This is a genomic window from Lacticaseibacillus sp. 22, assembly GCF_055413445.1.
In genome coordinates this window covers 65,056-78,955 of record NZ_JBVAYD010000006.1, presented here as the reverse complement: position 1 = coordinate 78,955, position 13,900 = coordinate 65,056, and the positions used below count along the sequence as shown (strand labels likewise).

Annotated in this window: 15 protein-coding genes; 4 read left to right on the top strand and 11 right to left on the bottom strand. The window is 46.9% G+C overall.

Annotated elements, in window-relative coordinates; genetic code table 11:
• Positions 1-77: 77 nt before the first annotated feature.
• Positions 78-332 (bottom strand): AbrB/MazE/SpoVT family DNA-binding domain-containing protein, encoded by a 255-nt coding sequence (locus tag ACWP87_RS04760; protein ID WP_014570185.1) that lies wholly within the window; start codon positions 330-332, stop codon positions 78-80.
• A gap of 370 nt (positions 333-702) precedes the next feature.
• Between ACWP87_RS04760 and ACWP87_RS04755 the strand changes: the two genes are divergently transcribed.
• Positions 703-1,032, top strand: a complete 330-nt coding sequence (locus ACWP87_RS04755; RefSeq protein ID WP_005684982.1) for a hypothetical protein — start codon at positions 703-705, stop codon at positions 1,030-1,032.
• A gap of 91 nt (positions 1,033-1,123) precedes the next feature.
• On the opposite strand, the gene ACWP87_RS04750 is transcribed toward ACWP87_RS04755, so the two are convergent.
• The 8 genes from ACWP87_RS04750 to rlmH form a co-directional block, all read right to left on the bottom strand.
• A complete protein-coding gene (locus ACWP87_RS04750) occupies positions 1,124-1,372 on the bottom strand; it encodes a hypothetical protein (RefSeq protein WP_014570186.1) in 249 nt (82 codons plus the stop codon).
• 188 nt (positions 1,373-1,560) lie between these two features.
• Positions 1,561-2,184: an alpha/beta fold hydrolase gene (locus tag ACWP87_RS04745; protein ID WP_005684985.1), complete on the bottom strand. Its 624-nt coding sequence runs from the start codon at positions 2,182-2,184 to the stop codon at positions 1,561-1,563.
• A 198-nt stretch (positions 2,185-2,382) separates the two neighbouring features.
• Positions 2,383-2,877, bottom strand: a complete 495-nt coding sequence (locus tag ACWP87_RS04740; RefSeq protein WP_005684987.1) for a GNAT family N-acetyltransferase — start codon at positions 2,875-2,877, stop codon at positions 2,383-2,385.
• A 68-nt stretch (positions 2,878-2,945) separates the two neighbouring features.
• Positions 2,946-3,695 carry a tyrosine-protein phosphatase gene (locus ACWP87_RS04735; RefSeq protein ID WP_014570187.1) on the bottom strand — a complete coding sequence of 250 codons (750 nt, stop codon included), beginning with the start codon at positions 3,693-3,695 and terminating at the stop codon, positions 2,946-2,948.
• A gap of 62 nt (positions 3,696-3,757) precedes the next feature.
• Positions 3,758-4,237 (bottom strand): GNAT family N-acetyltransferase, encoded by a 480-nt coding sequence (locus ACWP87_RS04730; protein WP_014570188.1) that lies wholly within the window; start codon positions 4,235-4,237, stop codon positions 3,758-3,760.
• A gap of 52 nt (positions 4,238-4,289) precedes the next feature.
• Positions 4,290-4,961 (bottom strand): hypothetical protein, encoded by a 672-nt coding sequence (locus tag ACWP87_RS04725; protein ID WP_005684990.1) that lies wholly within the window; start codon positions 4,959-4,961, stop codon positions 4,290-4,292.
• A gap of 272 nt (positions 4,962-5,233) precedes the next feature.
• Positions 5,234-5,680, bottom strand: coding sequence for an ASCH domain-containing protein (locus ACWP87_RS04720; RefSeq protein WP_014570189.1), 447 nt, complete (start codon positions 5,678-5,680; stop codon positions 5,234-5,236).
• Positions 5,681-5,723: 43 nt separating this feature from the next.
• On the bottom strand, positions 5,724-6,203 hold the full coding sequence (rlmH, locus tag ACWP87_RS04715; RefSeq protein WP_014570190.1) for a 23S rRNA (pseudouridine(1915)-N(3))-methyltransferase RlmH: 480 nt from the start codon (positions 6,201-6,203) through the stop codon (positions 5,724-5,726).
• Between the two features lie 147 nt (positions 6,204-6,350).
• Between rlmH and ACWP87_RS04710 the strand changes: the two genes are divergently transcribed.
• Both ACWP87_RS04710 and ACWP87_RS04705 read left to right on the top strand, forming a co-directional pair.
• Entirely contained in the window at positions 6,351-7,451 is a 1,101-nt protein-coding gene (locus ACWP87_RS04710; RefSeq protein WP_014570191.1) for an SLC13 family permease, read from the top strand.
• A 249-nt stretch (positions 7,452-7,700) separates the two neighbouring features.
• On the top strand, positions 7,701-8,558 hold the full coding sequence (locus tag ACWP87_RS04705; RefSeq protein ID WP_014570192.1) for a hypothetical protein: 858 nt from the start codon (positions 7,701-7,703) through the stop codon (positions 8,556-8,558).
• A 149-nt stretch (positions 8,559-8,707) separates the two neighbouring features.
• On the opposite strand, the gene ACWP87_RS04700 is transcribed toward ACWP87_RS04705, so the two are convergent.
• Together ACWP87_RS04700 and ACWP87_RS04695 are read right to left on the bottom strand one after the other, a co-directional pair.
• Positions 8,708-10,036, bottom strand: a complete 1,329-nt coding sequence (locus ACWP87_RS04700) for a M20/M25/M40 family metallo-hydrolase (RefSeq protein WP_015765098.1) — start codon at positions 10,034-10,036, stop codon at positions 8,708-8,710.
• 24 nt (positions 10,037-10,060) lie between these two features.
• Positions 10,061-11,671, bottom strand: a complete 1,611-nt coding sequence (locus ACWP87_RS04695; RefSeq protein ID WP_014570194.1) for a peptide ABC transporter substrate-binding protein — start codon at positions 11,669-11,671, stop codon at positions 10,061-10,063.
• A gap of 926 nt (positions 11,672-12,597) precedes the next feature.
• Here ACWP87_RS04695 and ACWP87_RS04690 point away from each other — a divergent pair.
• Positions 12,598-13,791: a hypothetical protein gene (locus ACWP87_RS04690; RefSeq protein ID WP_014570195.1), complete on the top strand. Its 1,194-nt coding sequence runs from the start codon at positions 12,598-12,600 to the stop codon at positions 13,789-13,791.
• The last annotated feature ends 109 nt before the right edge of the window (positions 13,792-13,900 follow it).

Here is a 13,900-nt window from a genome sequence, read left to right as displayed (position 1 = left end):
CCGCCGAGGCTTGGCCATTCCTTTTTTGAATCACGACATTGACGGCTATCAATTGTTCCTCTATTAAACATTCCACGTTACTTATCCTTCAAATAGTCAATGCCGGTTTTATATTTGTCCATAAGATTCTGGATGGTGGTAATTAATTCCTCTTTGCCTTCCATTTTACACCCCTTTATAACACGCATTTGCACTGTTCCATCTTCCATCATGTTGAATCGAACCTTGGTATTCTTCTTTATACCGCTCCGCCGTCTAATTTCGGCAGGTATCGTTACTTGACCTTTGCTTGTTACGGTTGCTTCTAAGAACTTTTTATGGGACAAAGACATACGTGCCACCCCTAGCTTTATTCTTACTTTTTGTGTATTAAAGTTTAACATAGGGTAAGGCGAAAGTAATTATAGTTCGATCTCCTTAGTCAATTTTTTTGAGCGTATCAACCGCTTCATCCTCGGCTATATATTATGAGACTTCATTCAGAATTATCAGTCGCTTCATTGACAAATCGTAAAATCCTAACGCTGACTTTAAAAAATGATCAGGGTCTAGAACTACCAGCGCGTTCTCCTTCTCTTTTCTGGTTATTTCAGGTTTACAATATGGCGACGAGTCATCAATGGTATCTTCATATTCGATACTGTCTTCCCACATTTATTTTCCGATGAAGTAACGAACTATCTTAAAGTGAGGTCTAATCCTATGCAGGCATTTTATAAACATCATCCCGCCACGGTCTGGCAAATCAGCAAAACGAACCAGCGTCCTGATTGGGTGCAAGAGGCGTTTGATCAAAATTACCTTACGTGGTTAGATGATCGCCTTCGAATTGTCATGGCCGGTTTGTATTCACCCATGATCCCAAGCTTGCAAAACGAAAAAGCCGATATTTTCCATGATCATGGTGTTATGTTCGGCATCACTTCGATCGGTTATTTAGGGGATTATCTAGACGTTACAAATCATCGTGTTGTCACGAAAGAACAATTTTCAAAGCACTATCAAATCCATGAGCCAGGTACTTGGACATAATGGGTATTTAAAAAGCAATCGCCTCGTCTCCAAAAACTGACGAGCGATTGCTTTTTAATTGCTACAGAGTCAGTGAACCCTGTCAAACACTTTAGAAATTCCGTGCAAAAGACCAGAGAATGACCCACTGAACAAAAACAAATGAAAGTGTATAGGTCAGTGCCCAGCGGCTGCCGGATTGGACAATGAGGAACCCGGCCAGATTTCCAATGATGATCAAACCAATCACAATTGCGATAAGTTCTTTGGTGCGATGATCAATTTTGCCTTTGGAGGTTTTAACGATCCATAAAATAACAACAGACGTAAATAAAACGTTAATGACATCACCGAACATCATGGTGACCACCTCAAATCGTGCGAGCCAACTCGTTGTCGTTGCAAGTGGCTTGTTAACCTGACATGCGAGCTAAGTTCCTAGTAAAAGTATCGAACGGCGCCACGATCCTTTTCCTAGCGTTAATCTACTGCCAATTCACACTAGACGTCAACTATTGATGCTTCTTCTTTCGCCTGGAGATCATCAAATCATTTTACCCGTTCAACCACCTGCTGTATCGCCTCCGCAAACGCTTGGGGTGGGGTGATGTTCAACTCATGCCCGCCTGCTAGAACCTCAAGTTGACTTTGCGGCATTAACCGGTTCAAGCGCTTGGCTGCACCGCGATTAGCCCAGTCGCGAGACCCGTATAAGATCGTGGTCGGGACGGCGACGTTTGCCAACTTTGCCCTTAAATCAAGTTGCATCAGCGAATCAGTCAAGGTACGTACTTGCGATTTGGTAACACCTAGATCAGCGAATGCCGAATCTGGTTGAAATCGAAACATCGCATCTTGCGCCTTCATCAATAATCGGTTTGGCGGTGAGTATTGCGGTGCGCTAACTAAGGCCCCGACAATTTTAGTGGCTGGGTGGCAAAGTTGCATTAGCGTTAAAACAGCACCCAAAGACAGACCGCACAAAATAACCGGGGTTTGATTCTTTTGTAGATCCCTTGCCAGTTTGTCATTGAGCATCGACAATGTCAGCGAGTCGTTTGGCGTTAGTCCGGCAAATACATCAAACGTGCGACTGGGCACCCGTAACTGCTTTTGAACCGGTTGCCAAACATCGGCAGACTGCCCTAAGCCCTGAACTAAGATAATTTCCATATGCCCTCCGTCAGTAGTGATATTAGGATCACTTTTGTATAATAGTTCTAATCTACCTGATGATTGACACTTTGTCTGCCCCGCGCGCCCCATTAAGTTCCCTGAGTGGTAGGTAAAAAGATCCCTGCTTCCGTTTTCGGGATAGGTGCATGCAAAAAGATAGGCAGGTTATCAGCAGAGGCAGGTTGTTTCCTCCGATTACTGTGCCGGCTTCCGCACCATAACAAGTTCCCGAATCGTGCCAAATTTCGTCGCATCTTCAAGGATCGTCTTAGTTTCAATGAAGCCAAAACGGCGGTAAAATGCTTGCGCCGCGCGGTTGTTATCAAGTACGCGCACATAGTCATTCGTATAAGTCACATCAAGTTCCTTGAGCGCGGCGTTGAGCAAGCGTTCGCCAACATGCTGCCGCTGAAACGCTGGCAAAACATAAATCGAGTAGAGCTCGCCCCACTCAGCACGTTCTGCCATGCGCGCTGGTCCATAACTGCAAACACCCACAATGCCGGCAATGTCGTCAATTGCTAGGAACGTGTTTTGCCAGCGGCGCTCAGGATGCCAGCTGGCCGGACTCAGTTGTTTCAAAAAGCTCGCAGGCATCAGATTGCGATAAGCTACCTGCCAGGTAACGTAATAGACCCGCCGAACCGCATTAAAGTCGCTTTTTAAAGTCGCTTTTTGAATCTGAATCATGACCAGCGCCTCCAATTGTCCCGTCACGATCAGTGAACACGATCTTAATCGGCATCACATCATCACCGTCATTTCGTTAAATACAGATCTCGAAACCGATTAATTTCAGCTGCTGATAATTGCAACCCCTCATATAAATATTGATCAAAAGAGCCAAAATGTTCTGTCACCACCTGGAAAAAACGCTGCAAATACGCTGCATCCACCGTTAACGCTTCGCCAATGGCCTGTAGTTTCTGCTCGCCAAACCCTTGCTTTTTTAAGCCAGCGAGAATTTCTTCGTTGGCTTTTTTACGTTCCTGATTAGTCCGCAGATAATCCGCCATGATGTCTTGATCAGATACACCGAGGATTTCTAAAATAATCGCAGCGCCAACTCCGGTCCGATCCTTGCCGGCAAAACAGTGAAAAATCGTTGGCCGATCTGGCACCAATAACGCTTGAATCAATGCGCGATAACCAGTTTGAGCCGAACTGCTTACTGCCAGCTGCTCATACGTTGCCAACATATTTTCGCGGACACTGCCTTGCTCGGTAATCATACGGCCGAGACTGGCATTATTGGCGGTGGCGTCTTTTAAAATGTCCAACACTGTATAATCGGCGCCCGGCCACACGGTATCCGGAAACTGGGCACGCTCATCGGCACTGCGCATGTCAACAATCTGCTTGATGCCTAGATCTTTAGCTAAATAATGTTCCTGCGCTTCATCCAGTTCAAACAACTGACCGGAACGATAAATCAAGTCAGCTTTAACCGCTTGCCCATTCGCATTCCGATACCCGCCAAGTGACCGAAAATTCGTAATCTTTTCCATTTCAAATCCGCCCTTTCACTGTGACGCCAACCGATACTAGTTTCAACTCATGCAGAACAGTGCTACTGCCGCTGCGGAAACTTTTCCAATCGATAAAGCTGTTGATCATCCACCGTCGCATCCCCATTTTTAAACGTGTAACCCATGTGGCGGTAAAAGTTCACAGCAGTAATCGAAGCGGGAATTTCAACCCGATGTGCCTTTTTAAAATAGGGATCATGTTCCAATGTCTGAATGATCAATTTTCCAATACCACGCTTTTGATAAGCTGGCAGCACGAAAATGTCAAAAAAGCTAAATTCCGTCTCACTGCCCCAGTAAGGTCCGATGGCGCCGGTGCCTACAATTTTATCCGCATCACACACTAAGTAAAAATGCGTCTGCTTGGCCTTTTCAATGAAGAAAGTCGGATTCATTCGCTGAATACTTGCCTCTAAGTAAGCTTGCGAGTAATCCGCGCGATTTGAGATTCTCAGCGTCTGGGCAACAACCGCGGCCACTTCTTGGGCATCTTCCGACCGAAACCGCCTGATCTTTAGCATACTGCCATCCCCCTCCAGAAACCTGACGTGTCCATGCGCCCCTTGTATCCGCTTAATCCTGATCCGGTTCAGACGCCAAGCAAGCAGCCGGCAACTGTAAATTGTGCCAGTCAGTTTCGTGATAGTCTTCCATAAATTGCTCGATATACTGGCAAGCATAAATATCCAACAGCCGCCGTCCACCTTCTGTCAGGTACACCAGAAGGGACTTTTGGCTGGTAAAGCTGCCAATTAAATCAGTTCCATACAGTTGCCCAAGTGCCTGATTAAGATCGGCTGACAACCCGTTCATCATCACGCGCGGTCGTTTACCCAACTGAATCAGCTGATAAAAGATCATCGCTTGCGACTCTTGGGAAAACGTGGCATAGCTGTCATCGATTTGAAAGGTTGTCCGATGGTGATGCCCATATTTTACCAGTGACAAGACAAAAAAATCCCGATAGCAAAAGGTCAGCCATGGTGCCGTCTTCAGGAACGCCGTCAAATCAGCCGTCAATTGTTCCTGTGAGCGCAAAACAAATGTCGGCACTTTTTGAAACCCGCTGAAAGAACGATGATTGCTGACCCGAATCGGCAAATATTGGTCCTGCGAATGGCCAAGAATCACGTACATGGACTGGCTTTTACGCGCTCGATAGAAACTAATCATATGATCCCCAGAATCTAATGCCTGGGCAATGGCCGCTTTAACCTGCAACTCAAGCTTTTCACTCATCTGCATCAGCTCACCTCGCTTTCAAAATCCCGGTTGCTACTAACTTAACACAAGGATTGACTAGCTGGTGACGATTAATGAAAAGTTATGGTTGCTAGCGGCGTTCTGATGCCAAAAGTGCAACGTTCTTCGGCCAACAAGTCTTCAACTGCCTGATTGACAACGGGATCATCACTGGCAAAAGGTTGGACCTGCCGGCTGTGAAGATCTATTAACTCGTACAGAAAAAGTCTCCGCAATTGGAGACTTTTTCTTCGGCATCAATAAATACTGCTACATCAAAGCGGATACACCACATGAAAAGACTCAAGCACAATCCGCGCCGTTTCCGGGTCAAACTGCTTCCCTTCTGCCGCGTATTCGTTTTTGAAGAATGCCAGATGGACTTCGCGCCAATATGCCAGGCTCCGATCGCCTTCACCTTCGCGATAAGCGTGATCGGCACTGACAGCTAAAAAGGGCTGCACTTCAACCGCATCTGTATACGTCACACAAACCGGTTCATCTGCACCATTTAAAATCACGTCATAAGCGCCAACCTGAGGCAATGGTTCATCTGCTGCGTACAAATCCCGCGCACTGGCCGTTGCCGTTTTTTTGCCTGCAAGGACTAACGCCGCCAACTTATCTGCTTCAGCGCCGAATTGATAGGCACTTTGTAAAGTGGTTGTTGTCGGCAGGTTCAAAGCCTGCTTAGCCTCCGTAAAATAAGCTTCTGGTGTCATCACATAACCCTTTCTGTTCATATTCTTTGACGAATCTTCACACTCATTTGTGATATGGACTGCCGATATTAATCATAAAGGCCCGGTAAATCTGTTCCATTAGTACTAACCGCATTAGCTGATGCGGCATGGTCAGCTTGCCGAAACTAAGCGTATCATTGGCCCGCTTCATCACGGCTGGTGCCAAGCCAAGCGAACCGCCGATCACGAAGGTAATATCCGAATGCCCGTATGTACCAAGATCGGCAATTTCTTTGGCAAAAACTTCGGAAGGTCGCTGTTTGCCTTCAATGGCCAAGGCGATCACCCATTCTTTGTCTTTAATCTTATGTAAAATCCGCTCGCCTTCCTTGGCTTTCACATCCGCCATTTCGGCTTCGGAAAGATTCTCTGGCGCCTTTTCATCGGCCACCTCGACAATCTTGACTTTTGCGAATTTGTCCATTCGTTTTAAATACTCCGCAATACCGTCGCGAAAATACTTCTCTTTCAGCTTACCCACACCAATGATCTTAATGTTCATACAACTCAGCCCTTTATCACGTCATTAATCAACCGGCAACTTATCCTTTTCAAGTATACCAGACGTTTTGCGGCGTTTGCCTATTGTCATCGTTCGGTTTTTAGCGCAAAATATACAAGTTGAGGTTTTTTCAAATGAGGTAAATTGATGATTGTTATTCAGCGTCTGATCAAAGATCGGGTCCTGCAGATCACCGCCTTGTTGGTCGTCATAAGTTTATTCATCGGACGGCCTAAAGCAAGCGACATAAGTTTTGCCACATTATGGTCAATTCTTGCCATGATGACGGTGATTCAAATCTTCGAACACCTACATATTCTTGATTACTGGGCTTATCGGTTAACTTCGCGAGCAAACAATACGCGTCAGTTAACATGGTGGTTTATTTTTCTGGCGATTTTTGCCAGTATGTTTCTTTCCAATGACGTGACGGTTTTAACCTTGGTGCCGTTATATCTGCGGGTAGCCAAGAAATACCAACTGCCGGAAATTCTTCCAGTAACCTTGATCGGGATGGCTGCCAATTTTGGTAGCGCCTTCACGCCATTTGGCAATACGCACAATATCTTCTTGATGCACCAATTCGAAATCGATCTCCAAAAGTTCTTTAGTTGGTCCATTCCGCTGTTGGGGTGCAGTTTCCTGGTGTTAGTGCTATTGAGTTTATTCTTGCGTAATGTCCCAGTGCCAAAAGTACCGACTGAACATATTCACATCCAGATGCGTCCGACCCTGTTTGCCATTGCCGTTGCGTGTGTGGTTTTTGCCGGCGTCATTGGTGTTGTTCCGGCTTGGCTGGGTGCAATTCTAGCCATTGGGTTGTCCGTAGCGCTGGATCCTAAAGACATGAAAGATGTTGATTATGCGGTCGTGCTCACGTTTGCCGGCTTCTTCATTATCGTCAGTGTAGTGCGTCAAATTCCTTGGGTGACACATTTTCTGTCTAGTCTTATCAACTCTGAACCGTCTGTTTATTTCAGCAGCATCATCACAAGCCAGGCAATCTCCAATGTGCCGTCAACAGTTCTTTTAGCGCGGTTCACTGGCTATGTTGAAGCCTTGTTCTACGGCTCCAACATCGGCGGCGTCGGAACGCTGGTTGGTTCAATGGCGAATTTGCTTGTCTTCAAACAATACATGATCTATGGCAGCCGGCCGCACGCGCGCTTTTTTGTCGGCTTTACAATCTTCAACTTAATTGGTTTATTGATTCTCGGCTGTGCGGGCTACTGGCTGACCATTCGCTAAAATAGATGATACCGTGACACTAGGTAACCATAGTGTGCACTGGAAAAAAGTCTTTGGGCACTTACATAATAAATAACACATGAAATGTATGCGTTTTCATTGCTTTTCCCCAAGAACGTGCTAGAATTAGGATTTGCTAAAGAACGAAGCGCATTTAATCCGCACGATGGCGTCAGACAAAGTTTTGTCTGGCGTCCTTCATTTCCGCATATGAAGCGGTTCGTTCGCGGACTCAGGAGGAAGATAACCATGAAGCGCAGGACGTTGTTTTCGATCATCGTCGTCACGCTGACCGCAGGATGTTTTACCTTATTCTACGGCATGCATAGTATGTGGACTGATACCCAATCAGCCCAAGCCGTTCAAGCTGCCACCGAAGAAGTTGACACATTATTCAAGGATAAGGCACACCAATTACCGGCAGACCAGCTTAGTCAAGAAAAGATCGAAGCGGTCGCGACCAAGTTACATGCAGCGCGGCAAAAGCTCACGGAACCTGAATACGCCGCCAAACTTGCCAGTGCCCAAGCTGATGTCGATGCTGCCAAACATATGCTAACCGTTAAAAAAGCGGTTGCACAAACCACCACTAACTTATCCGACTTAAATACCTTAACAAGCGATTCACAGCAGGCCTTATCCGAACTGGCCACTCAAAAGCCTGAGTTTGTTCAGGCCTATCAAAAACGCGTGGCACAGTTATCCGATCAGGAAGCGGCGGTTGCAAAAATTGCCAGCTTATTTGATGATCCCGACTTCAAGGAGCCAAAAGTCGGTCTTAGTGCTGCCCAAGTGCAAACCGCTTTGGCTGCCCTTGAACATGTGAATAATCAACAGTTTGCCGATCAAATGCTGCCAATCATCGCCACCGCCCAACAAGCAGCAACCGATGATCAGACAACGAGTGAAGCCAGTTCATCTGAATCATCAACATCAGGCGAATCAAGTTCCGCCTCGCGTGCAAGCACGAGTAGCACACCGTCAGCATCCACCAGCAGTCAGGAATCGGCATCTTCATCAGCTTCTAATAACGAATCTGAACAATGTCAAAGCGTGCCAAGCAACTCAGCTGCCAGTTCGGCTAGTTCCTCAGGCCAGTTGCCATAAAATCGTATCAAAATCAAAAAGCCGGATACCAGCGCGACCAAATTGTCACCGCGCCGATACCCGGCTTTTTTTCGTTGTCATGATCACAGGCTGGATCACTTGTATGCCACTTCTGCTATGGCCTATGACGGACAGCATGCAGAACGTCACTAAGCTGCTAGTTTAGTCACCAGTTGCGTTAGATAATCGATAAATCCTAAGTAATCCGCAATAGCAACATTTTCGTTTGGACCATGCGCGGCCGAGTTAGCATTACCGATGCCACAGGAAATGATCGGCGCATGATTAATATCATAAAAATATTTCATTGGCCCGCTGCCAGGGGAGTTTAACTCAACTTGGACATCATCATCGCCATAAGTGTCACGCGCCAATGCTACTGCTGTTTGCACGCATGGGTCGTCAGGATCGGTGCGAAATGGCGGTTCGCCGAGAAAGTCCGAGACCTCAATATCCGCGTAGCCGCCTGCTATGAGTGCGGCTTTGACCAGTCGCACCGTCTCGGCTGGCGTCTGGTCCGGAACCAGCCGCAGATCAATCTTGGCCAAAGCTGTATGCGGTAGAATCGTTTTGCCAATGCCCGGACCTTCATAACCGCTTGAAAGTCCGTTAATGGTCATGCTAGGGCGATTGTACAAGGCTTCTTTAATCTGATCGTCTGGCACCGTAGCCGGACGGGTGATCCCATAATTCTTGGCAAAGGCTGCATAATCAAAGTCAGCTTGGTTAATGAGTTGCTTTTGGGTCGCCGTTAAAGGTTTGATCGCATCAAGAAAATGCGGAATAGTGATTTCATCTCGAGCATTCTTCAAAGTTGCCAGCGCCTGAACCAACCGCCATGCCGGATTCTCCGTCACCGCGCCGAAACTGGAATGAAGATCGAAATCAGCAGTCTTGACACTCATCTGAAATGCAACGCCGCCTTTGACACCCAAAGAGATTTGAAATTTACCTTGCTCATTTCGTCCGCCTGATTCCCACAAGCAAAAGTCAGCAGCAAGCAGATCGGCATATTGAGTCAATAGGTCATCAAGATGGGGACTGCCTTGCTCTTCTCCGCCTTCAACCAGAAACTTAATCGTACATGGCAACCCGCCTTGTGCTTGCAACCGGGCAACCGCTGCCAGTCGCGCTGCTAATTCACCTTTATCATCATTGATGCCGCGTGCATAGAGATGAGTGGCGGTTATTTTCAGTTCAAACGGATCACTTTTCCAAAGCTGCAACGGCTCGGCTGGCTGGACATCGTAGTGGTTATAGAAGAGTAATGTCGGGGCCTCCGCTGTTTGGGCGGGAAACACTGCATACACTGCCGGATTGGCACCATCCGTCTGTAGAATTCGACTGGTGGTGGCACCTAGGTCAGTAAATTGTTGCTTTAAAAAGGCTGCGGTTTCGGGAATCTGATTTTCAGCCGCCAGTGAAACGGACTGCAGTCGAAGATATTGAGTTAAAAAGTCTTGCATAGGAAGCGTCATCGTGACACCTGCTTTCTGGTTAATTTATTTGAAGTATGCATAGCGGTATTCAGCCGGTTGCAACATGCTGTAATGCAAGCCGCCAACTTTCGTGTTAATCAGGCGGCTGTTGGCACTTTGATAAACAGGAATGTAACCGGCCACGTCAATTACCCGGGCATTGGCAGCAAGTTCTTGTTGATAGCGTGCGGTTGCGGTTTGGCCATTAGTATCGTTCACCTTATTCATTAAAGTTGTATACTCGTGATCGCTAAATTTCGAAAAGTTTGAAATATTATCAGCAGTGGCGGTGTTTAGATAATCTGAGGGGTCTTGAATCGTTGAATTCCAGCTCATCAAGACGGCATCGAATTTGCCATTCAGTGATCGCTGAATCCGCGTCATTTTCGGTAAGCTATTCACGGTAACTTTGAGTTGCGGCAGTACTTTGGTGAGCTGGCTTTGTAAATATTCGCCCACTTGTTTATCGGTACCAACATCGGAAGTGAGAATCGTAAAGCTGATGCTGTCGGTATGAAGCTCCTTCAAAGCTGCTTTGAGATAGGCCTTTGCCTTAGTCGGTGAATAGGTTAGCGGTGTTTTGGCGTCGCTGGTGAAATCTTTACCTGTCGTCGGATTGGTTGCTAATCCTTTAGGGGCAAATGCCTTAGCTGGTTGCGAGCCATCTTGCAAGACTTTGCTGGTGAGGGCTTGGCGATCCAAGGCCGCGGAAATGGCACGCCGTAAGTTGACGTTGTTCAGTTGCGGATTCTTGGTGTTGAGTTGCAGGTAATTCATATTTGCAGCAGGCGTTTTGCTCAGTGCCGGATTGTCCGCTTCTTTTTGGATCAAGTTGCCTGATAACGGTGCATCATCCAGCTTGCCTGTAGCGAAAAGATTATCAACGGTACTGGAATCTTTCAAAACATTGACGTGTACATGATTGATTTTCACCGACTTAGCCGCATAAAAATTCGGGTCTTTGACATAATTCCAACTGTCACTGGTCGTGTCAAAATGCTTAATTTTATAAGCGCCATTGGTCACAATTTTGTCGGCAGCAGTGCCAAACTTCTTGCCGTAACGCTTAACGGCAGCTTCATTGGTTGGATAATAACCGGTCATCTGACTGGAAAAATAAGGGGTTGGCTGGCTCAACTGAATCTTGAGTACGTACTTACTAGGTGCGGAAACGCCCAAAGTATCCGGTGACTTTTTTCCAGCGACAATATCCTGATAATTCGCGATCGCATCGTATTGATACGCGAATTCGGTTTTAGTCTTGGGATCAACAATACGCTTGAGAGAATAAACAAAATCCTTGGCGGTCACAGGTGTCCCATCGCTCCATTTGACATCGCGCCGTAACGTCAGCGTGTAGGTCTTGCCATTGTTGGTTGGCTTAACAACCTTTGTGGCCATTGCCGGAATGATTTTGCCGGATTGATCGTGATCATAAAGCGGCGTCATGATCTGCTGAAGGATCCCGCCGCTGGTTGCATCAACCGCGTGGGCCGGATCAAGCGAACTGGCTTCCGTGCTGACTGCAACGTTAAGTGTTCGCTGGTTGGTTGCTGCTTTTGCTGATTGGCCGCATGCGGCTAAAAGGATGGTGACGCCTAGGAGCATGAATCCCAGTGAGAATTGCTTTTTCATTTTGTACACCTCGTGAAAGTATTTTTGGTGGTGGAACTTGGCACAGACGAAGGAGGCGCGCCTGTGCGGATGGTGAGGCTTGGGGTAGCTGGGTGCCTTTGGATAGGGGCCTTTCGTTTGCGGGAAAGAACTCGCGGGAACGGAGGGGGTTCTATTTTGGGCACTTGGTTGGTTGGGGATTACTTTCTATAACGCGCTCGCAGTCGCAGCAATCTACATGTAAGGACCTCTAGCCTAAATGGCCAAAGCCCAGCCATTTAGGCTAGAGGCCACTTACACTCCGATTGCTAAGCGCTCCTGCTCGCGCTCACACAAAAAAACCGCCCATAACAAACTTCTTGTTAAGGACGGTTTCCCGCGGTGCCACCTTAGTTTGATCATGAGACTGCGCCTAGGTATTGTGTCATTTGGCAGTTTATGATCACGCTTAGCCCGGGGCCAACACCCCGGCGACAACTGACGTATGCCAACACGTTTCCCCGTACTCGCGGTGCTTTCGGGGGAACCCTCAGTGGTCCATTTACTGACTTGCGTTCGGCCGGACTCTCAGCAACGCCGGCTCTCTGTGCGTGCACCATCAGCTTGATCTCCACTTCAAAGGTTTGCATGAACGGTTATTTGATTACTTGCAACTCTAACCGTTTGTCAGGTTATTTGTCAAGCGATATTTAACTAAAAAGCCTGACGAACTTTTTAGCTAAAGCGCCAGACAACAAAATATTGAAAAAATTTTTTTAAATTTAGACAACGTTAATAAAGTCAAGGGCTCGCAAGTTTTGCTTCACCTTACCAAACTTGCATTCAACTAGTAAACCCCTTATATTACAACTATATTAATGTGTAACAAAAAAGAACCATTTCGTGACCTGTTTGCAATGGTCTTGTTAAGTCCAGCCCGTACCATTAGGATATTGGAGGTGGCATCAATGAAGCGAAAACATATTTTCCAAGTCTTGGTCGGCACCTTGATTGCAGGGTACTTGACCGTTTTCTATGGGATGCGGAATACGATCGATACCTCATTTACACAACATGCCGTCCAAGCGGCAACGGAACAAACTAACCAACTATACACATCCACGAAACGCGCCTTTCCAGCCAAAAACCTATCTAAGAATGCAGTGACATCTACGCAATCCAAGCTTGAGCAATTAGCTCAGAATGTGGATGATCGCGATCAGAAGAAAGTTGTCCTCAAAGATAAACAGGACGCTGACGCTGCCAGCCATATGCTGACGATTGAAGAAACCGTAAAAACACAAAACGGTAATCTGGCTCAGATTGCTGAAGACGGTTCCCGTGCCAACGCAGCTTACAAAGCAATCGCGAATACCAAACCTGAATTTGCGGCTGACTACCAACAACAAGTCAATCAGCTTTACAAGAAGTCACTGGCCATTGCCCAAATTCAAAAGTTATACCAAGACCAGAATATGCAACATCCAAAGGCAAACCTCAGCAGCGACAGCATTGATCTTGCCGTCAATGCCGTCGAAAATGTTGAGAATCAGGATTTTGCCAAAAACGTTCTTCCCCTAGTTCAAGTAGCGAGAAATTCCCAAGAAAGTAACGACTCGGATGTTGCGATGAATCAAAAAGGTGCAAGCAGTCAGAGCCAACAAACTGGTCGGGAATCGGCTGCCAGTGACGATGAACCAGCTAGTGGCGCGGGAACAACATCCACACCTTCAAGTCAAAAGACACCATCCAGCATCTCCAGCCAGCAACCAGCTGAATCAAGCCAGCCGTCCTCAAGCAACCCAGCTGGCAGCAGCACTTCAGCTTCTGATGATCAAGGTCAGTCATCATCAACCCCTGCTTCAACGGGTAGCATTGAACCCCTGACAACCGTGCTTAGTGGCGGCCTTTACAAAACTTACGATGATGCTGTCGCCGCTATTAAGGTTCAAGGCAAATCTGTTGACGACATGACCGTCAAGTCAGTCACCATGAGTGATGGCTCTTACCAGTGGACTTGGGGGCCAAACGGTGATAGCGGCAGTCAAACTAGCAGCAGTAGTGCCGCCGCAAGTAGCAGTACCGGTGCTTCAAGCAGTTCCAGTCGTACTGCCTCTTCACCAAGTTCCAATGCCAATCAAGCTTCTAGTCAAGCAAATTAATTGATCATTCGTTTTCATAAAAATGCTGTCATCTGACTTGGATGACGGCATTTTTCTTTTGTCTGGATCCATCAATTAGCAGTCCAGACAAGGGATTTAATTGCTCTGT